Here is a 19,225-nt window from a genome sequence, read left to right on the forward strand (position 1 = left end):
TTATGAAATTTCTTTTTCTAATCATGCTTGGATCTGTATCCTCCATTTTTGCGCAAGAAAAGGGCATTCATACACAAGTGGTTCGACTGAATGATGGGAAAGCCATCATCGACAAAGCTTGGTTTGGACGTCAAGGGATTACCGATTCGGATGCGGACAATATTAATGGAGCCAGTTTGATTAGGATTCCGGATTGGTTGACAAAAGATCAGCGTGCAGATCCTTCCGCTCAGTACTATCTTTATTTTTCCCACCATCAGGGAAATTACATCCGAATGGCATGGTCAAGTTCGGTTTTGGGGCCCTATACACTTTTTAATGCAGGCAATCAGGAAGATCCAAGCTTTCCCGGAAAAGGAGTATTGGATTTGGGTCCAGAGGATAAAATGGAATGGGTAAATGGAGCCAAAATGCAAGGTCATGTGGCTTCTCCCCATGTTTTGTTAGATTCCATAAATCAGCAATTCATCCTGTTTATACATGCTCCCTCCAATGGAAAAGGAAGTAGTAATTTTTCTACAGAATCACAAAAAACCTTTATAGGGGTTTCCCATGATGGATTAAATTTTAATGGGAGCATCTCTGAAGAAGAATTGATAGGAGGAGTTGGACGAGGACCATCCGGTTTTGGGATGGTCAATCAAATTTTGGCAAATGCCTATTTGAAGACTTTTGAATACCAGGATGAACTTTACGGATTTACCAATCATGGGGTCATTTGGAAATCACCTTCCAAGGATAAACCTTGGAATACGGCTAACAGCCCTATGCAAGATGCTTGGGAAGAGGGGAAGACTTCCGAAAACCCTGTCTTTTTGAATTTGAAAGTCATAAAAACAGTTGACTCAACACGTAAGGAAGTTTCTACACCCAGGCATTTTACCACTAGAATGAGGAAAGATGGACATACTTTAGAGGTTTGGTACACGAGTAGAGGCGATGCGCCGGAGCGGATTTTTAGAACCACCATGGATTTGAGAGGTAATTGGATGGAATGGAAAACTACCCTTCCTCATGAAGAAATGCTTCGCCCCGAATTAGATTGGGAAGGAGTAAATTTACCGGTTCAGGCCTCAAAAAATGGAGCCGAAAATCAGGTGAATCAATTAAGAGATTCGGAATTGTTTCAGGACGTTGACGGAAAATGGTATTTACTTTATAGTGGTGGAGGGGAAGATGCCATTGGTATTGCAGCGGTGATGGACAATTGAAGCGAAAGAAATCATCATTAATTCAATTTAAAAGTATGCAATAAGAAACTTGAAGCGGATTCTTCTTGCGCTCCCTAACTTTCCATTTTACCTTTAGCCATCGGTAATTTTACCCTTTATTTTCTTTTGAATATCCTTTAAAACCTATGAACCAAAAATCATTTTGGCTGGTAGTGATTACCCTGGTGATCACTTTCCGGGCACATGCCCAAAACACATTACATCCAACCTCTTCCGAATACCAATATCCTACCGACCCCAAAGTAATTGAGAAGTTGGAGCATTGGAGAGATCAGAAATTCGGTATTTTAATTCACTGGGGAATTTATGCGGTGCCTGGGATTGTAGAATCCTGGAGCATTGTCAATGAAGATTGGATTAATAGAAAAGACACGACTCAGAGTTATGAAGATTATAAAAAATGGTATTGGGGCCTAAAGGAGGAGTTTAATCCTACAGAATTTGATCCCTCACAATGGGCTGACGCAGCAGCCAAAGCAGGTATGAAATACGTGGTGTTTACCACCAAGCACCATGATGGATTCAATATGTTTGATACCCAATTCACCGATTACAAAATCACCAATGGTCCTTTTGGTTCCAACCCAAAAGCAGATGTGGCTAAACATGTATTTGATGCTTTTAGAGCCAAGGAGATGATGATTGGAGCTTATTTTTCCAAGCCTGATTGGCATTCCCAATATTTTTGGTGGGATTATAGAGCCACTCCAGACCGAAATGTGAATTACGATATCCGGAAACATCCCTGGAGATGGAACCAGTTTGTACAATTTACCCATAACCAGCTCAATGAAATTACCACCAATTATGGGGACATAGATATCCTTTGGCTAGATGGAGGATGGGTTCGACCTAAGTCCACAGTAAATGAAGAAGTATTAAGTTGGGGTGCTCCTATACCAGAATTTAGCCAAGAAATCGATATGCCAAAAGTGGCAGAGATGGTACGAAAAAACCAAGAAGGAATTTTGATCGTGGACCGCACGGTACATGGGCCATTTGAAAATTATAGAACCCCGGAACAAGGTATTCCCGCTACCATGTCTCCAGATCCCTGGGAAAGCTGTATCACACTTGGAGGCGCTTGGGGATATGTACCCAATGATCGATTCAAGCCATCTAGAAAAGTCATTCATTTGTTGATTGAAATTGTGGCAAAGGGAGGAAATCTCCTATTGGGAGTAGGACCAACAGCGAATGGATTATTCTTGCCCGAACAAGTTGAAAGACTGGAAGAAATCGGTGCCTGGCTAAAGGTGAATGGAGAAGGGATTTATTATACCAGAGCCATAGAATCATTTCAGGATGGAGAGTTTTATTTCACCCAAGGAAAAGAAAAAGAACTTTTGCCCTGTTGCCTTTGGAAGAAGGAGAGGAGCTAGGAGAACGTATATCCTGGTCTGTAAATCCTCCAAAGAAAGGAAGCAAAATCCAGGTCTTGGGAGAAAAGGGTTCCTTAAAGTGGAAGACAGAAAATGGGAAAACGGTTGTTTCCATTCCAAAAAGCTTGCAAAAGAAATTAGCGGAGGTTCCTGCCTTGGTCTTTAAATATGAAGTGGAATAGCTGTTTCTTATTAAAGTATAGAATAGAAGTCAGTGAAGATTTTTTCACTGACTTTTTTAATTTTTAGTCATTTAGGTTTACAATTCATTTTTAGAACTTTACATTTAATTCATGATCAAAAGCCTCGATTTATTTTTCGACAAACCTTCCAAGTGGCAGGAAGAATATCTTTTTATGAGAAAGATCCTGCAAGAATGTGGAATGCAGGAAGAGCTTAAATGGGGGAAACCTTGTTACACTTTCAAAGGAACTAATATCGTATTGATTCATGGGTTTAAGGAATACTGTGCCTTACTTTTTCATAAAGGAGCCCTACTCCAAGATTCAGAAGGGATTTTAGTACAGCAGACAGAACATGTGCAGGCTGCTCGGCAACTTAGGTTTACGTCATTGGAGGAAATAAAAAAGTGGAAGCCTAGTATCAAGCACTATGTTATGGAGGCCTTAGAAATAGAAAAGGCAGGTTTGGAGGTGCCCATGAAGAAGACCTCAGAATTTGAAATGGTTTCAGAGTTTAAAGAAAGATTAGAAGGGAATGCTTCTTTAAAGAGTGCTTTTGAAAAGCTGACTCCAGGCAGGAAAAGAGGATATTTGTTATATTTTTCTCAAGCCAAACAATCCAAAACCCGACAAACCAGAGTGGAAAAATTCATTCCTAAAATTCTTGGGGGTAAAGGCTTGAATGATTGATTTTTTGATAAGTCCTATATTTAAGTTTTCAACCTCGTTCGAATTTCTTCATGATGCATAAGGAAGATTGACTTTATTTCATTTTAAGCATTTAAAAAGGATAGTTACTTGAGTAAAAATCCACATTTTAAGCGTGTAACATTGTGAACAATATTTTATGAGAAAATTAGGCATACTGATCTTTATTTTTTTCCTAAGCGCCCAAGGCTTTTCACAGCAGCAAAGCTCACTGAAATGGTGGAACCCTGAGGAGAGTGAATTTCCCGTCATAGCAGGACAAGCATGGGCTGAGGAAGTTCCTTCTATTTACCATAGGCTTCCTGCAAGGTCCGAAAGTGATGTAAGGGAAGCAGTTTGGAATCTTTCGAAGCAATCCGCTGGACTTTCTATTCGCTTCTGGAGTAATTCAGATACCATTGCGGTCAGGTACAAGGTTTCAAGAGGGGTCTCAATGCCACATATGCCCGCGACTGGAGTGAGTGGATTGGATTTGTATAGTAAATCGTATGATGGAGATTGGCTGAGGATTTGGGGTAAATATTCCATTAAAGAAGAATCGCAATACACTTTTGTTCTCAATGAAACCAGTTCAAAGTATGCACAATTTGGCCGGGAATATCAATTGTTTTTACCTCTCTATAATGAAGTAACCGAACTCGAAATAGGAGTGGGGCAAGAAGCTACTTTTGAGCCTTTACCAGTTAGAAGGGAAAAGCCAATTGTGGCATATGGGACGTCCATCTGTCAAGGAGCTTGTGCTTCTAGACCTGGTATGGCCTGGACCAATATTTTGGAAAGAAAGCTGGAAAGACCTGTACTGAACCTGGGATTTTCTGGGAACGGTAGGATGGAGTCAGAAATTATTGAACTGCTGACTGAGATTGATGCCAAAGCTTATATCCTAGATTGTTTACCCAACTTGAGTCCAGATCAACATGATGTATATCAATTGACTTTGGATGCGGTCCAACAATTGAAATCCAAACGACCCAATGTACCCATTATATTAACAGAGCATGTGGGCTATGCAGATGCATTGACCAATATGAAAAACTTCGACCATGTAAAAAGGCTCAATGAGCAATATAAAAAGCTTTTTTCGCATTGAAGGAAGAGGGGATCACTGGAATTTTCTTGTTAGAAAAAGAAGCACTGGGCCTGGGATTTGACTCATTTGTAGATATTATTCATCCAAATGACTTTGGAATGATTGAGTATGCAAATGCTTATGAAAAATTGATCCTGGATATTTTGAGCGAAGAAAAAGGACCCATTTCGACTACGGTATCTACTAGCCAAAGTAGAGATATTGCAGTTTACAAATGGGAGGAGAGACATCAGGAGATTTTGAGGATGAATCAAGAGCAAGATCCAGAAATCTTACTTTTGGTAATTCCATTGTGAATTTTTGGGGAGGAGAACCTATGTCAAAGGCTGTCAATGGACGAACTTCCTGGGAAGAAATCATTGAACCAGCAGGAGTACGAAATTTTGGATTTGGTTGGGATAGAATAGAAAATGTCCTTTGGAGAATTTACCATGATGAACTGGATGGATTTGATGCCGAGAAGATTATCCTGATGATTGGAACCAATAATCTTGGGTTGAACAGTGAGGAGGAGATTGTAAAAGGGCTGGCAAACCTGCTCCAAGAAATAAAAGAAAGACAGCCCAATAGCGAACTGATCATGATAGGAATATTACCAAGAAGAGGAATGGTTGAGGAAGTAAATCACCTCAATCTGAAAATTTCTCAAATGGCAGATTTGGCCAATGTGACCTATATAGAAGTCGGTCAAGGCTTATTGACCGCAGAAGGGGAGCTGAATGAATCGCTGTTTACAGATGGCTTGCACCCCAATGAGGAAGGATATCAATTAATCGCAAAGGAATTGATTCAGGGATTAAATAATTGAGAAAAGGCAGAAAGCTCTGCCTTTTCTTAGGACACACTACCCTGACAGCTACTTCCGGCTCCGGCTGTACATCCATAGCAATGTTGGCTGATGGCAATATCCCGGTCCTGGAGTATTCCTTCTTGGTAATCTGAAATATGTTTGATGGAACTCTTTACCGGAAGATGAAGCATTTGATTGAAATCGCAATCGTATAAATATCCATCCCAACTTACCGAAAGCGTGTTGGTACACATCACATTGGCAACGGTAGCAGGATTATAGGCTTCTACCAAGGTATACATGTACTCTTCGTAATTATCGGATGCTATCAAATAGTCCAAAAACCTACTGATGGGAAGATTGGCCAAGGCAAATAAGTTGTTGAATTCGATGCCAAAATCTTCTGAAAGGGCTTTTTTGAAATCAGCTTCCAAAGCTGCCTGATCCCCTGGTAAAAATGCTCCTGAAGGATTATAAACCAAATCTAATTTTAAGCCAGTCCCTACTTTTCCGTAACCTACCTCATTCAGGCTTTTCAATGCCGCTATTGATAGTTCAAAGACGCCATTTCCCCGTTGGGAGTCTGTTTTCCCTTTGGTCCAATGAGGCATGGAGCTGACTACATGAATTTTATGGTTCTTAAAAAACTCAGGCAAATCATGGTATTTTTTATTGGATCTGAGGATGGTTAGATTGGATCTAACGATAAAATCCTGTACCCCAATTTTACTTGCTTCCTCTACAAACCAACGAAAATCAGGATTCATCTCAGGGGCACCACCAGTTAAGTCTAGAGTGTGCGCTGAGGTACTTTTTAATACTTCCAGGCATTGGGACATGGTTTCCCGGGTCATTATTTCTTTTCGATCTGGTCCCGCGTCTACATGGCAATGTTTACAAACCTGGTTACACATATAGCCCACATTGATCTGCAGGATTTCCAGAGGTTTTGGGCGTAGTGGGAATTGTCCTGATGCGGCGATTTTTTGTTGAAAAGCAGGAAGTTCTCCTGCTGCAAAAGGACCATGGGATAAAATCTCCAATTGCTTTTCCGCCTTTGCCAAGTCACTCTTCCTACGATTTAGAGATTGAATCATCATTTACATTTCCAGTTTATTCACTTTATTCATCATCTGCACGCCATGAACAAGCGTGGCTCCTCCTCTGATGGCTCCGGCTACATGCAGTGCTTCCATCATCTCGCCTTTGGTGATTCCTCTTTGAAGGCCATCTCCTGTATATGCATCTATACAATAGGGACATTGGATGGTATGGGCCACCGCTAATGCAATCAAAGATTTTTCTCTTGCAGATAACTCTCCTTCTTCAAAGACGCTGTTATAATAATCGAAAAATTTGCTTCCTAGCTCTTCATTCCATTCAGAGATTTTTCCAAATTTCTTTAAGTCTGAAGGATCGTAATATGTTTTTTGCATGGTGAGGGGTAGCTTAATTTTAATTGAATTAAAGAGTTTTTTCTTTTTAAGGCTATTTCGGTTCTTTTAATATTCCTTTTGTCTCTTAATTGACAGTTGATTCATTTAAAACTTCAATTCATAAGACATGATTGGAATTTCAAATCCTTTAAAATGGTTCAATTAGTAATCGAACTTACGAGATTTTTTGATCGGTGGACTTATATAAGTTTTATGTTTTAAGAGGGGTACTGAAAGCCAACCCTTTTTTCGATAGATTTGTTAGACAACATGTTTCAATTCAAAGTGAATAGCATTCGACAATCAACTTTCGCACAAGATGAAAATAGAGTTTGGGAGATTTTCTCAAAAGTGATCAAAACTGGGGATACCTATGTTTTTGATCCCAATACCCCTCAAGAAAAATTGAAAGAGTATTGGTTTGCTTCCTACATGAAAACCTTCGTTTTGGAAGATGAAAATGGGGAAATTCTAGCAACGTATTTCATTAAACCGAATCAAACGGGGTTAGGGAATCACATAGCCAATTGTGGCTATATGGTTCATCCTGATCACCAAGGGAAAGGTTTAGGTAGCGTTTTGTGTGAACATTCACTTGCCTTTGCGAAAGCACAAGGTTATCGTGCCATTCAGTTTAATAGTGTAATCAGTACCAATCAAGCCGCCATTCACCTTTGGAAGAATTTTGGTTTTGAGATCATAGGAACGACTCCCAATGGATTTAGACACCAAAAATTTGGGATGGTAGACACCTATATCATGTATAAAAAATTGTGAAAGTTAGAGTTTTGATGACCTTCAATTGGAATTTCAAAGCTAGAAAATGAGCTGATAGGAAATTGGTTCTCATCCTTGTTCATCGAGTAAAAAATAAATTCTTAGTATATATGCTTTCTTGTCAAAAACACCTGTTTAATCTTAAGCCTGGGGTTCACTATTTAAACAATGCCTACCGTGCCCCATTACTTGGGAGTTCGGAAGAAGCAGGGATTCAATCTATTATCAAGCAAAGAAATCCTTTTGAGTTTACCCAAGATGATTTTTTTGATGGGGTAATGGAAGTGAGAAACTCATTTGGTTCATTGGTAAATTGTAAAGCCAATGAAGTAGCTGTAATTCCGTCTACCTCTTATGGCTTTACTTCTGTTTTGAACAATGTGCCAGGAGGAAAAGGCAAAAAAGCAATTGTGGTGAAAGAGGAGTTTCCAAGTGGGTATTTTTCCTTGGAGCGTTGGGTCAAGGAACAAGGTGCAGAATTGGTCATTATAGGTCCTGATCCAAACGATGGCCAAAAAGGCGCCTCTTGGAACCAGCGAATTCTAGACAGCATTAATCAGGACACTGCAGTGATTTTAATTTCCTCTATTCACTGGATGAGCGGGGTAAAGTTTGACTTGAAAGCCATTGGAGAAAGGTGTCAGGAAGTAGGGGCTTATTTTATTGTGGATGGAACTCAGTCCGTTGGGGCACTGCCCATGGATGTGAAAGAGTTTAAAATAGATGCTTTGATTTGCGCAACCTATAAATGGCTTCTTGGTCCATATTCCATCGCCTTGGCCTTTATTGGGGAAAAATTTCAAGATGGAATTCCTTTGGAAGAATCCTGGATGAATCGGGTTAATGCTCGAAATTTTAGTTCTTTATCTGATTATGCAGCTCAATACCAAGCCGGAGCAGGTAGGTTCAATGTTGGTGAAACTAGTAATTTCATTATGATGCCTATGTTGAAAGCAAGTTTGAGTCAATTGCTAGTGTGGAAACCTGAAGGAATTCAGGAATATGCTCGGCTGTTAAACCAGCAGTTGAGACAATTTATGGAAGAAATCGGAGGGGTGGTTGAAAAAGATGATTATTTAGCCTATCATTTGATTGCTCCCAAATTGCCCCAAAAACTTGATCTGATTTCTCTGAAAAATAAACTGGATGAACATCAGGTTTATTTATCTGCGAGAGGAGAAAATTTGAGGATTTCAGTGAATGTCTTCAACACCGAGGAGGATATTGCCAAATTGCAAGAGGTTATCAGGGGAGAATTGTAAAATGTATTGTAGCGGGCACCTGAAGTAATTGCCTAAACTTTTCTTTTTATTTAGTAGATTCAGGTCTACTTTTTTAAACAATACATGGAAAAAAGAACCTGTTTAAATTGTGGTGAGCCCATACGAGGTAGAGTAGATAAGAAGTTCTGTGATGATTCCTGCAGGAATAATTACAACAACCAGCAAAATGCAATCACCACCAATTTGATTCGGAATATTAATCATGCCCAAAAAAGAATCGGAATATTTTAGAAAGTTTGATCCCAGAGGGAGAGAGTTTGGCCAAATCACCAAGGGATAAATTAATGAGAGCAGGTTTCAATTTTAAATATTTCACGCATTTGTACACCAATAAAAAGGGAAATCAATACTACTATTGCTACGATTACGGGTACTTGGAGCTAGAGGGAGATTGGTTTTTGATTGTAAAAGGAAAAGAATAATCTAATCTAAATAAGGATGAAAAAGCGCGTTACAGGAGTAGGGGGTATTTTCTTCAAAGTGAAAGACCCAGCAAAAACCAAAGATTGGTACAGAAAACATTTGGGACTGCATACGGATGATTATGGGACCACTTTTGAATATAGGAGTTCTGATAACCCAGAAAAGAAAGAATTTTTACAATGGTCTCCCATGAAGGACGATACCACCTATTTCAAACCTTCGGAAAAAGATTTTATGATCAATTATTGTGTGGAAAATCTAGAGGAATTGGTAGAGGAGTTGAAAAAAAAGGCGTCACTATTTTAGATAAAATCGAAACCTATGATTATGGGAAATTTGTCCATATTTTGGATCCGGATGGACATAGCATAGAGCTCTGGGAGCCCAATAATGAGATCTATGATGACATGGTTGAAGACAAAACAAAAAGCTAATTGAAAGATTAACGATGGAAATACAACATCACTTTGATGGTAGAAAAGGATCTTTTTTTGTGGAAGAAGGGGTGAGAAGGTTCGCTGAGATGGTATATGTTATGGCTGGGCCTAAAAAGATGATCATCGAACACACAGAAGTAGATGAAACACTAAAAGGACAAGGCATAGGGGCGAAATTATTGGAGGCTTTGGTTGAATATGTAAGAAAGGAGGGGATCAAGGTATTACCTCTTTGCCCATTTGCGAAAGCTACTTTTAGGAAACGCAAAGACTTACAAGACGTTTTAACTTAATTCATTGCGATAATGATTTCTATCCAACAAGAGCAAATCATCCAATTGGAAGAATTTATCCATGTTTTGGAGGCTTCTACTTTGGCCAGGCGTAGGCCCATGGATGATGCTCCATTACTGGCTCAAATGGTGAAAGGTGCAAATCTTTGGGTTACTGCAAGAGAGGATGGAAAGCTGATTGGTTTTATGAGAGGGATTTCAGACTTCTGTTACAGGACATTTATCGCAGATTTAGCAGTGATTGAAGCTTATCAAGGAAAAGGGATTGGGAGGGGAATGCTTGTTAAAACAAGAGAAATTGCTCCTACTGCCCGTTTAATCCTGTTTGCTGCAGAGGATGCTGAAGGTTTTTATCAAAAATTGGGCTTTCACTTACATGAGCGATGTTATCAATTGAAGACTGGAGAGCCATTCTCCTGATTTTTTGTTAAACTGCTTCCGAATTTAACCAACCAACCATTCACCCATGAGAAAATTAGTTCTTTCGGGGTTAGCATTAATGCTATCCCTTGGTGTTTTTGCGCAAAAAACTTACATCCACGCAGGGAAATTAGTGGATGTGAAAACAAAGAAAATCCTGACAGAGCAGACCATTGTAGTAGAAGGAGACAAAATTGTGTCTGTTGGTGCTGGATACCAATCTGGTGGGGCAAGTGATCAAACCATCGATTTGAAGAACAGTACCGTAATGCCCGGGTTAATGGATATGCACGTGCATATTGAAGGAGAGACAAGTCCGACAAGATATGTGGATGGCTTTAGAGACAATGAAGCTGATATTGCTTACAAAGCGATCCCTTTTGCCGAAAAAACACTGATGGCTGGTTTTACCACAGTTCGAGATTTAGGAGGTTCTGGCGTGAATATAGCCTTGAGAAATGCCATTGCCACTGGAAGAGTAGATGGCCCTAGAATTTACACGGCTGGAAAATCCATTGCTCCGACAGGTGGTCATGCAGATCCAACGAATGGGGTTAAAAGAGATTTAATGGGGGATCCAGGACCAGATCAAGGGGTAATTAATGGGCCCTATGAAGCAAGGAAAGCGGTGCGCCAAGCCGTGAAATACGGTTCTGATGTCATCAAAGTAACTGCCACCGGTGGTGTTTTGTCCGTAGCTAGAGATGGTTCGGCTCCACAATTTCAACAAGACGAATTGGATGCCATTGTTCAAACTGCCAATGATTTTGGAATTCATGTGGCAGCACATGCGCATGGAGATGAAGGAATGCAACGGGCAGTGAAAGCTGGGGTTCACTCCATCGAACATGGGACCATGATGACTGAAGAGACCATGGCACTTATGAAAGAGAAGGGTACTTGGTATGTGCCTACTATTACTGCAGGGATGACTGCTGCTCAATTGGCTGAGGTTCCAGGATATTATCCTCCAGTTGTGGCTGAAAAAGCAAGAAGAATAGGCCCTCAGATCCAAGATACATTTGCTAAAGCCTATAAAAGTGGCGTCAAGATCGCTTTCGGGACGGATGCTGGGGTGTACCCACATGGAGACAACTATCGCGAATTTATATACATGGTGGAGGCAGGAATGCCTAATTTGGAAGCGATTCAAGCTGCCACCATTACCAATGCAATATTCATGAACATTGAAGATAAATTGGGTTCTATCGAAGGAGGTAAAATAGCTGATATCATTGCAGTAAATGGAGATCCCGAGCAGGATATAGCTGTGATGAATGAAGTGGTATTTGTCATGAAAGAAGGAAAAGTCTACAAACAATAATTAAAAGCCCGAGTATTCGGGCTTTTTATGTCTTAAATTAAATCCTATCAACCAATCTAAATCAAACAATCATGAAGATAAGATTAGTACTAATCCTATTTCTCGTCACCGGTTTTGCTTTTGCCCAGGAAAAGCATGAAACGGAAAAAGAGACTCCAAAAGCACAGGTGTTTGAATCCAAACAGTCTGTTACGATTGATGGCAAGACCATTAACTTAAATGCCAAGGCTGGAACCTTTGAATTGAAGGATGAACAAAATAAGCCGATCGCACTATTTGGTTTTACCGCCTATTTTAAGGAAAACCCTGAAAAAGATAGACCGATTATCTTTTCATACAATGGAGGTCCAGGATCATCTTCCTATTGGCTTCACATGGGGATTATGGGTCCAAAACGAATTGTGTTAGACGACCCAAATTACAATCAAGCAGGCCCTTATGAGCTTACCAATAATGAATTCTCCATATTGGATGTAGCAGATGTAGTCATGATGGATCCTGTGGGAACAGGTTTAAGTGTTCCGATCGGTGATGCTACGGGCAAGGACTTCTGGGGAGTAGATCAGGATATCAGAAGCGTCAGCTTATTCATTATGCAATTTCTAAAGGAATATGACCGGTTGAATTCACCCAAATATATTTTGGGAGAAAGCTATGGGACTTTCAGAAATGCTGGTGTGATGAGCTATTTATTGAACCAAGGATATGCTTTGAACGGGGTGATCATGGTTTCTTCCGTATTTGATTTGAGAACTCTGTTTTTTGTTCCAAATGAGGATATTTCAAATATTGCTTATTTACCCACTGTAGCTGTAACGGCAAGATATCATGATAAAATAACCAACAAAGGGGCAGATATAGAGTCCTTTGTACAGGAAGTTAGAGCGTTTACTGAAAATGAATATGCTCCCGCTTTATTTAAAGGCAATACCATTTCTGATACGGAGAAGAATTCCATTGCTCAAAAGCTGGAAGGTTATACGGGAATTGATGCGGAGATCTGGAAAAGAGCTGATCTAAAATTGAATGCAGGGGAGACCTTTCAGGAACTTCTAAGAGATGAAGGAATGACAGTAGGTAGATTGGATTCCAGGTATAAAGGGATCAATTTGGATCCATTGTCAATGTCTGCCTTTACAGATCCTCAAAGTGATGCGATTTCTCCAGCGTATACTAGTTTGTTCTTGGATTACTTCCATGGAGCTTTGGGAGTAAGTAAGGATTTGATGTATGCTCCTTCTGCCTATAGTAAAGATGGGTTTAAATGGGATTGGTCCCATAGCGGAAACCAATATTGGGGAACAACTGGTGCGATTACTACCCTTCCTGATATGGCTGATGCGCTGAGTAAAGATCCAAATATGAAAGTGTTGATCATGAATGGTTACTATGATTTAGCCACAGTTTTTTATGGGGTAGAGCATTCTATTTCTCATTTAGGATTGCCAAAATCAGCCACTGATAGAATTATAATGACCTATTATGAAGCTGGACATATGATGTACACTCATTTGCCTTCCGCAGCCAAATTTAGAGCAGATCTAAAGGATTTTATTTCTGATACTTTAAGAAAATAAAAATGGAATCCAGCAGCCTGTTTCCATGAACTGTTAAAATGGAATAGGTTGCTGGTTATTTTTTCTATAAAAAAAACCAATGGAATAGCTTCTATTGCCTTTTATCTTAAGCTTTTGAATAATTTCTTTTCAGGGAATAAACAAGAGGCCAAAACTGCTGGAAATGAATCCAGCGATCAATTAACCTTCTTCTTCGTATTGGGTAAGTTGTAGTTTGATTTTGTCAAGCGTAAGAGGCTTTTCAAGAAAGCCAGAGACAATGCTATATTCTTCTGCTTTTTGCCGATCTTGAAAATCAATGGAGCTGGAAAGTATGACGATTTTATTGTTCCTGTCAGGGAATTTTTCTTGATAGATTTCCAGAAACTCCCAGCCATTCATTACCGGCATATTGATGTCCAGAAAAATCAGTATTTTTTTATGTGAAGGGATTTCCGAGACTCGTTCAATAGCAAATTGCCCTTCAAGAAATTCCTCAATATTTTCCGAAACTTCAACTTTGCTTAATAACCTATTATTGATCAGGTTATTGATGGGGTCATCATCCACGAGAAAAATGGCGTCGAAGTGAATCATTGAACGATTTAAAGTATTCGGTTGGGTATTATCAGCAAAATACAATTATTCCATATCCTAGAAAAAGTATTTTGACCCTTTTTTATAATTAAATATGACTAGCCTCTAATTTTCAGATAAATAAAAAAGGAGACTGATTCAGTCTCCTTCCTTATTTGAGGGGTTGGAATTACATCATTCCACCCATTCCTCCTCCGCCACCCATTGGAGGCATTGCAGGAGCATCTTCTTTCACGTCAGCTACTACACACTCAGTAGTAAGTAGCAATGCTGCAATAGAAGCTGCATTTTCAAGTGCCAATCTAGTCACTTTAGTAGGGTCAATTACACCTACAGAGAATAGATCTTCATATTTGTCAGTACGTGCATTGTAACCGAAGTTTCCAGAGTTTTCTCTGATCTTGTTGATTACCACAGATGGCTCACCACCAGCGTTCAATACGATAGTTCTCAATGGAGATTCGATTGCTTGTCTGATGATATTGATACCAGTGTCCTCATCTTCGTTCAGACCTTTAAGATCAGCTAGTGCTTCGCTTGCTCTGATCAAAGCAACACCACCACCTACAACAACACCTTCTTGAACGGCTGCTCTAGTAGCATGCAATGCATCGTCTACACGGTCTTTCTTTTCTTTCATTTCTACTTCAGTAGCTGCACCGATATAAAGGATTGCTACACCGCCAGAAAGCTTCGCTAATCTTTCTTGAAGTTTCTCTCTGTCGTAATCGGAAGTAGTTTTCTCAATTTGAGCTTTGATTTCAGAAACACGTCCTTTGATCGCGTTGGCATCGCCAGCACCGTTTACAATAGTAGTGTTGTCTTTGTCAATGTTGATTTTTTCAGCTCTACCAAGCATGTCAACAGTAGCGTTTTCAAGCTTGAAGCCTCTTTCTTCAGAAATTACAGTACCACCAGTTAAGATAGCGATATCTTCCAACATGGCTTTTCTTCTGTCACCGAAACCTGGAGCTTTCACAGCAGCTACTTTCAGTGCACCTCTGATTTTGTTCACAACTAGAGTTGCCAAAGCTTCTCCGTCTACATCTTCAGAAATGATCACCAAAGGCTTACCAGACTGAGCTACTGGCTCAAGAACTGGAAGCAATTCCTTCATGGAAGAGATTTTCTTGTCATAGATCAAGATGTATGGCTGCTCCAATTCAGATTCCATTTTCTCTGTGTTGGTCACAAAGTATGGAGAAAGGTAACCTCTGTCAAACTGCATACCTTCTACAGTTTTAACTTCAGTTTCAGTACCTTTTGCTTCTTCAACAGTGATCACACCGTCTTTACCTACTTTGTCCATTGCGTCAGAAATCATGTTACCGATTTCTTCGTCATTGTTGGCAGATACGGTAGCCACTTGAGCAATTTCCTTAGAAGTAGAGATTTCTTTAGAGTTCTCTCTCAATTTGGCAACAACGGCAGTAACCGCTTTGTCAATACCTCTTTTCAAATCCATTGGGTTAGCACCAGCAGCAACGTTTTTGATACCTACGTTGAAGATGGACTGAGCTAATACAGTTGCAGTAGTAGTACCGTCACCCGCATTGTCTGCAGTCTTGGAAGCTACTTCTTTAACTAGTTGAGCACCCATGTTTTCGATTGGTTCAGCAAGCTCAATCTCTTTTGCAACAGAAACACCATCTTTAGTAATTGTTGGTGCACCGAATTTCTTATCTAGAATTACATTACGACCTTTTGGTCCCAATGTGGTTTTTACTGCGTCAGCTAATGCGTCAACACCTTTTTTCAGGCGATCTCTAGCATCTGTGTCGAAAAATAATTCTTTAGACATATTTTTTGATTTTTTAGGTTAACGTTTTGGTGATTGCTTAAAGGATAGCGAAAATGTCAGACTCTCTCATGATAAGAAAATCTTTGCCATCTACATTCAGTTCAGTACCAGAGTATTTTCCGTACAATACGGTGTCTCCTACTGAAACAGTCAAGGGCTCATCTTTTTTACCATTACCCACTGCTACTACAGTACCTTTTTGAGGCTTTTCTTTAGCAGTATCCGGGATATAAAGTCCGGATGCGGTTTTCTCTTCGGCTGCAGCTGGTTGTACCAAAACCCGATCTGCAAGAGGTTTGATGTTCACGTTTGACATATTATGTATTTGTTTAAATGTTAGATTAAAATGCATATGGCTATTAGCACTTCCTGTGCCAGTACCAGATATTTAAAAAAGGCTGACAAATCGGCTGTAAATGTCAGGTAGCTTCCTTCTTCAATGCGACAGATTTCAAAAAATTAACTGTCAATTTTTCCAAAACTGTCAGTTTTTATGTCAGATTTTAGTATTTTTTGGTAAACCTATATCCTATGAAGACATTGCCAAAAAACTGGATTGCCGAAGGATTAATTGATTTTGAGTATAAGAAATATCAACTTCTGGCATACTTACAGGAAACCAATCAACAATTTGACGCAGCCAAGCTTTACCCGGTGTTAGGGGAGCTGATTGAGCACCATCGGCTTTTGGATGATTTGAAAAAGGGAAAATCAGAGATGAAAAGTCTTTTTCCTAAAGCTATTTCATCAATCGATGTCCAAAACGCCAAAATCCATTATCAACCACGGGAAAATGAAGGCGAATTGATGCAGGAAATAGCAAATATCACCGAATACGCACTCCCATTATTTTCTCAGCAAATTCACAAAGGAAAAGAGATTTATTAGCATGTGGAGAGTCAGGTCAAATTTGAGCCGGTGGGAATTATGCCCATTTACACCCAAGAAGGATTTATCCTGGTTTCCAAAGAAAACAGAGCAGACATCCATGCTTACCAATATCAATCCAACTTACTTCAACTAGCAGGAGAGAAGTTTAGAAGCGTAAGCATGTGGCTCGTTGGGGTGTTTCAAAAAACCATTGTCAATACCTTGGAGAGGATTAAATTGCAATTGATCCGTGAGGTGAAGGAGCTTCCAAACCCCGCAACTTGGAGAGTGCATAGTGCTCAAGATTTCCCAATGGAGGAAACCTTGATTCCTATCAGTAAAAGATTGCTTTTACAGCATGTTGCCAAGTAAGGGACCTTCAAAGGATGAAGTTACTAAGCTAATACCTCCTCTTCTTCAAGCGTAGCTTTTTCTTGCTTTGGAAGTTCTGCTTTTTCACGGGAAGCAATAACCTCAGCACCAGGTTTGTCGAATAAGATTCTCCAGCCCTCTTGGAAGTTATTGGCCTTTTTAAGGTCCCTGAAGATGTCTACCCATTCATGAAAGACCAGGTATATAGGGTTGTAGGAGGTGACTGGTTTAGTAATCCCATAAGTTGGCCTTTCTGCTTCAGGCATAAAGGTTCCGAACATCCTATCCCAAATAATAAAGGTGGAGCCGTAGTTCTTGTCCAAGTAATGCTCGTCACTGGCATGATGAACGCGGTGATGGGAAGGAGTGGTAAAAATAAACTCTATCACTTTGGGTAATTTCTTGATATACTCTGTATGAATCCAAAATTGGTACAACACAGCGATCTGGTGACAGATAAAGAAGACAAAGGGATTAAATCCCATAAACATAACTGGGAAGAAGAAAATCACTTTGATGTGTTGAGTCCAGCCCAACCTGAACGAAACAGATAAATTGTATTTGGATGAATTGTGATGGGTAATATGAGTTGCCCACCAAAAGCGCTGCTCATGAGCTACTCGGTGAGCCCAGTACCTGGCAAAGTCGATGGCTACAAAACATAGCGGAAAAGACCACCAGGTTAAAGGGATGGTAAAAGGAGAAATGTTGTAGAAGAATAAAGCAGACCCAAAGGTCGCTACTTTTATCAATGCACTGATCCCCACATTGACCAGCCCAATGGTGGAAGCAGCGAAGAAATCTTTGGTACTATAGGCATCTTTTTTTTGATAGGCACTGATTCCCCACTCTATGAATACAAGTAAGAACATAATTGGGGCAGCCCAAAGGATTAGATTAGGCCAATTTTCAAGATGTAAGTCTTCTATACTTATCGGTTTAGAATTCATAAATAATCCGAAAATGAATAGGGTGATTGAATGATTCTGGTAGCTCAAAAACGAATCATCGAAGACCAGAATTTGGTGACTAGGCTAGAAATTACGATTTCTATAGTCCTAAAACAAAAAAGTCTGCCTTTTTGAGGCAGACTTAACATTTGTTGACGAAAATATTAATTATTTCCAGTTGTGTCTTCGCTTGTAGCAGGAGTTGACTCAGTAGGGAGTAAGCTCTCATCTTCTCCAAATGCAGGGGCAACAACTTGTTGCTTGGCACTTTCAATGTTAGGAGAAGAAAATTGATTTGGCTGGCTTCCTGAATAAAAAGCAGAAGATGCCAATGATAATACCAAGATAGAAACTGCTAAAACCCAAGTAGCTTTTTCTAGCACATTTCCGGTACGAGTAACTCCCATGATTTGGGATGCACTGCCGCCGAAAGCTGCTCCAACGCCACCTTTTGAGTTTTGACCTAAGATGACAAGTATTAAAAGCACTGCCAAAATCAGGATTACGGTGATTAATAAAGTAAACATATAGTAGTGATTATTCTTTCAGTTTTTCGATCAAGTCCGCAAAGTAAGACCTTTTATCCGGAAATTTCAACATCAATTTCTCATAAATTTTCTTTGCCTTGGCCTTTTTCCCTTGGTTAACCAACAGCTTTGCAAAGGATTCAGATAATAAGTCGTCATTTATTTCCGTGCTACTTGCAGCAAGATTCTCATTATTTTGATTGGCTTCAATCTCTTTGATCGTTGCAAGTTTGATCTCTTTCTTGCCAAATGCTTTGATCAAGTCAATTTGCTCTCTTTTCTTGGAATCGAGAATCTCCTTTTTTCCTTTTTCTTGATCGTCTCGATCAAATCATCATTCGGAGATTTTCTCCTTTTCCGGACAGGTTTTGCTTTAGGCTTTTCTGCCGCTTCAGCTTCAACCTTTTGACCTTTTAGATTTTCTCCTAGCTGTAAAAGGGATTTTGTTCGTTGATTCGGGTCTTTGGACGTTTTGACATCTTCAGGCAGGAGTTCTTCTTTTTGGGAATTTCTTGGGCTGGCATCTACCTCACGCTCAATTAATTCCTTTAACCAAACACGATTAGGACTGGTAATAGCAGCATATCCCAAAGATTCAGAGGGAGCTTTTGGATCTTTGCTATATTCATAACGGGCAGCCAGTACATGAGGAATCTGGAAATACGGGAAATTCTCCTGAATTTTTTTCAGAGACAATAAGTCACTTCTGCTAGGAGTTCCTGATTTATTGATTAATTCTATAAACTGTGCCGCGTTCAATCTGCCTAATTTTAGG

Annotated in this window: 27 protein-coding genes; 18 read left to right on the forward strand and 9 right to left on the reverse strand. The window is 39.8% G+C overall.

What is annotated here, in order from left to right; translation table 11 throughout:
- Positions 1-2 precede the first annotated feature (2 nt).
- The 7 genes from V8V91_RS25465 to V8V91_RS25495 all read left to right on the forward strand — a co-directional run bounded on the left by V8V91_RS25465 (position 3) and on the right by V8V91_RS25495 (position 5,402).
- Positions 3-1,211, forward strand: coding sequence for a hypothetical protein (locus tag V8V91_RS25465; RefSeq protein ID WP_373397842.1), 1,209 nt, complete (start codon positions 3-5; stop codon positions 1,209-1,211).
- Positions 1,212-1,357: 146 nt separating this feature from the next.
- Positions 1,358-2,614, forward strand: a complete 1,257-nt coding sequence (locus tag V8V91_RS25470; RefSeq protein WP_373397843.1) for an alpha-L-fucosidase — start codon at positions 1,358-1,360, stop codon at positions 2,612-2,614.
- On the forward strand, positions 2,587-2,796 hold the full coding sequence (locus V8V91_RS25475; RefSeq protein ID WP_373397844.1) for a hypothetical protein: 210 nt from the start codon (positions 2,587-2,589) through the stop codon (positions 2,794-2,796). Before V8V91_RS25470 ends, V8V91_RS25475 begins: the two co-directional genes overlap by 28 nt.
- A gap of 111 nt (positions 2,797-2,907) precedes the next feature.
- The gene (locus V8V91_RS25480; protein WP_373397845.1) at positions 2,908-3,486 is read left to right on the forward strand and encodes a YdeI family protein; all 579 of its coding nucleotides are present in this window, start codon (positions 2,908-2,910) and stop codon (positions 3,484-3,486) included.
- A gap of 157 nt (positions 3,487-3,643) precedes the next feature.
- A complete protein-coding gene (locus V8V91_RS25485; protein WP_373397846.1) occupies positions 3,644-4,594 on the forward strand; it encodes an SGNH/GDSL hydrolase N-terminal domain-containing protein in 951 nt (316 codons plus the stop codon).
- Complete coding sequence (locus V8V91_RS25490) at positions 4,591-4,890, forward strand: SGNH/GDSL hydrolase family protein (RefSeq protein WP_373397847.1); 300 nt, start codon at positions 4,591-4,593, stop codon at positions 4,888-4,890. The genes V8V91_RS25485 and V8V91_RS25490 overlap by 4 nt, the downstream gene beginning before the upstream one ends.
- Positions 4,809-5,402 carry a GDSL-type esterase/lipase family protein gene (locus tag V8V91_RS25495; protein ID WP_373397848.1) on the forward strand — a complete coding sequence of 198 codons (594 nt, stop codon included), beginning with the start codon at positions 4,809-4,811 and terminating at the stop codon, positions 5,400-5,402. The genes V8V91_RS25490 and V8V91_RS25495 overlap by 82 nt, the downstream gene beginning before the upstream one ends.
- A gap of 26 nt (positions 5,403-5,428) precedes the next feature.
- On the opposite strand, the gene arsS is transcribed toward V8V91_RS25495, so the two are convergent.
- A complete protein-coding gene (gene arsS, locus V8V91_RS25500) occupies positions 5,429-6,481 on the reverse strand; it encodes an arsenosugar biosynthesis radical SAM (seleno)protein ArsS (protein WP_373400816.1) in 1,053 nt (350 codons plus the stop codon).
- A 3-nt stretch (positions 6,482-6,484) separates the two neighbouring features.
- Complete coding sequence (locus V8V91_RS25505) at positions 6,485-6,820, reverse strand: arsenosugar biosynthesis-associated peroxidase-like protein (protein ID WP_373397849.1); 336 nt, start codon at positions 6,818-6,820, stop codon at positions 6,485-6,487.
- Positions 6,821-7,090: 270 nt separating this feature from the next.
- Here V8V91_RS25505 and V8V91_RS25510 point away from each other — a divergent pair, with 270 nt between their 5' ends.
- The 9 genes from V8V91_RS25510 (at position 7,091) to V8V91_RS25550 (ending at position 13,354) form a co-directional block, all read left to right on the forward strand.
- Positions 7,091-7,597: an N-acetyltransferase family protein gene (locus V8V91_RS25510; protein ID WP_373397850.1), complete on the forward strand. Its 507-nt coding sequence runs from the start codon at positions 7,091-7,093 to the stop codon at positions 7,595-7,597.
- Between the two features lie 110 nt (positions 7,598-7,707).
- Positions 7,708-8,859, forward strand: a complete 1,152-nt coding sequence (locus V8V91_RS25515; protein ID WP_373397851.1) for an aminotransferase class V-fold PLP-dependent enzyme — start codon at positions 7,708-7,710, stop codon at positions 8,857-8,859.
- A gap of 84 nt (positions 8,860-8,943) precedes the next feature.
- A complete protein-coding gene (locus V8V91_RS25520) occupies positions 8,944-9,111 on the forward strand; it encodes a DUF2116 family Zn-ribbon domain-containing protein (protein WP_373397852.1) in 168 nt (55 codons plus the stop codon).
- 5 nt (positions 9,112-9,116) lie between these two features.
- Positions 9,117-9,302 (forward strand): hypothetical protein, encoded by a 186-nt coding sequence (locus V8V91_RS25525; RefSeq protein ID WP_373397853.1) that lies wholly within the window; start codon positions 9,117-9,119, stop codon positions 9,300-9,302.
- A gap of 16 nt (positions 9,303-9,318) precedes the next feature.
- A complete protein-coding gene (locus V8V91_RS25530; protein WP_373397854.1) occupies positions 9,319-9,609 on the forward strand; it encodes a VOC family protein in 291 nt (96 codons plus the stop codon).
- Between the two features lie 142 nt (positions 9,610-9,751).
- Positions 9,752-10,033 (forward strand): GNAT family N-acetyltransferase, encoded by a 282-nt coding sequence (locus V8V91_RS25535; RefSeq protein WP_373397855.1) that lies wholly within the window; start codon positions 9,752-9,754, stop codon positions 10,031-10,033.
- 12 nt (positions 10,034-10,045) lie between these two features.
- Complete coding sequence (locus tag V8V91_RS25540; RefSeq protein ID WP_373397856.1) at positions 10,046-10,453, forward strand: GNAT family N-acetyltransferase; 408 nt, start codon at positions 10,046-10,048, stop codon at positions 10,451-10,453.
- 46 nt (positions 10,454-10,499) lie between these two features.
- Entirely contained in the window at positions 10,500-11,777 is a 1,278-nt protein-coding gene (locus V8V91_RS25545; RefSeq protein WP_373397857.1) for an amidohydrolase family protein, read from the forward strand.
- Positions 11,778-11,848: 71 nt separating this feature from the next.
- Positions 11,849-13,354: a S10 family peptidase gene (locus V8V91_RS25550; RefSeq protein ID WP_373397858.1), complete on the forward strand. Its 1,506-nt coding sequence runs from the start codon at positions 11,849-11,851 to the stop codon at positions 13,352-13,354.
- A gap of 180 nt (positions 13,355-13,534) precedes the next feature.
- Here the strand turns inward: V8V91_RS25550 and V8V91_RS25555 are convergent, their stop codons facing one another.
- From V8V91_RS25555 to groES, 3 genes are all read right to left on the reverse strand, one after another.
- Positions 13,535-13,930, reverse strand: a complete 396-nt coding sequence (locus V8V91_RS25555; RefSeq protein WP_373397859.1) for a response regulator — start codon at positions 13,928-13,930, stop codon at positions 13,535-13,537.
- 169 nt (positions 13,931-14,099) lie between these two features.
- Positions 14,100-15,731 (reverse strand): chaperonin GroEL, encoded by a 1,632-nt coding sequence (groL, locus tag V8V91_RS25560; RefSeq protein WP_205644697.1) that lies wholly within the window; start codon positions 15,729-15,731, stop codon positions 14,100-14,102.
- A 37-nt stretch (positions 15,732-15,768) separates the two neighbouring features.
- Entirely contained in the window at positions 15,769-16,047 is a 279-nt protein-coding gene (groES, locus tag V8V91_RS25565) for a co-chaperone GroES (protein WP_074223565.1), read from the reverse strand.
- A 215-nt stretch (positions 16,048-16,262) separates the two neighbouring features.
- Here groES and V8V91_RS25570 point away from each other — a divergent pair, with 215 nt between their 5' ends.
- The gene (locus tag V8V91_RS25570) at positions 16,263-16,619 is read left to right on the forward strand and encodes a hypothetical protein (protein ID WP_373397860.1); all 357 of its coding nucleotides are present in this window, start codon (positions 16,263-16,265) and stop codon (positions 16,617-16,619) included.
- A gap of 3 nt (positions 16,620-16,622) precedes the next feature.
- Positions 16,623-16,973, forward strand: a complete 351-nt coding sequence (locus tag V8V91_RS25575) for a hypothetical protein (RefSeq protein WP_373397861.1) — start codon at positions 16,623-16,625, stop codon at positions 16,971-16,973.
- A 23-nt stretch (positions 16,974-16,996) separates the two neighbouring features.
- Here the strand turns inward: V8V91_RS25575 and V8V91_RS25580 are convergent, their stop codons facing one another.
- From V8V91_RS25580 to V8V91_RS25595, 4 genes are all read right to left on the reverse strand, one after another.
- Positions 16,997-17,923: a sterol desaturase family protein gene (locus V8V91_RS25580; protein ID WP_373397862.1), complete on the reverse strand. Its 927-nt coding sequence runs from the start codon at positions 17,921-17,923 to the stop codon at positions 16,997-16,999.
- Positions 17,924-18,087: 164 nt separating this feature from the next.
- Complete coding sequence (gene secG, locus V8V91_RS25585) at positions 18,088-18,450, reverse strand: preprotein translocase subunit SecG (RefSeq protein ID WP_074223568.1); 363 nt, start codon at positions 18,448-18,450, stop codon at positions 18,088-18,090.
- Between the two features lie 10 nt (positions 18,451-18,460).
- Positions 18,461-18,712: a hypothetical protein gene (locus tag V8V91_RS25590; protein WP_373397863.1), complete on the reverse strand. Its 252-nt coding sequence runs from the start codon at positions 18,710-18,712 to the stop codon at positions 18,461-18,463.
- Complete coding sequence (locus tag V8V91_RS25595) at positions 18,709-19,209, reverse strand: hypothetical protein (protein ID WP_373397864.1); 501 nt, start codon at positions 19,207-19,209, stop codon at positions 18,709-18,711. Before V8V91_RS25595 ends, V8V91_RS25590 begins: the two co-directional genes overlap by 4 nt.
- Positions 19,210-19,225: the final 16 nt, after the last annotated feature.

Source organism: Algoriphagus halophilus (assembly GCF_041729275.1).
GTDB classification, from domain to species: Bacteria; Bacteroidota; Bacteroidia; order Cytophagales; family Cyclobacteriaceae; genus Algoriphagus; species Algoriphagus halophilus_A.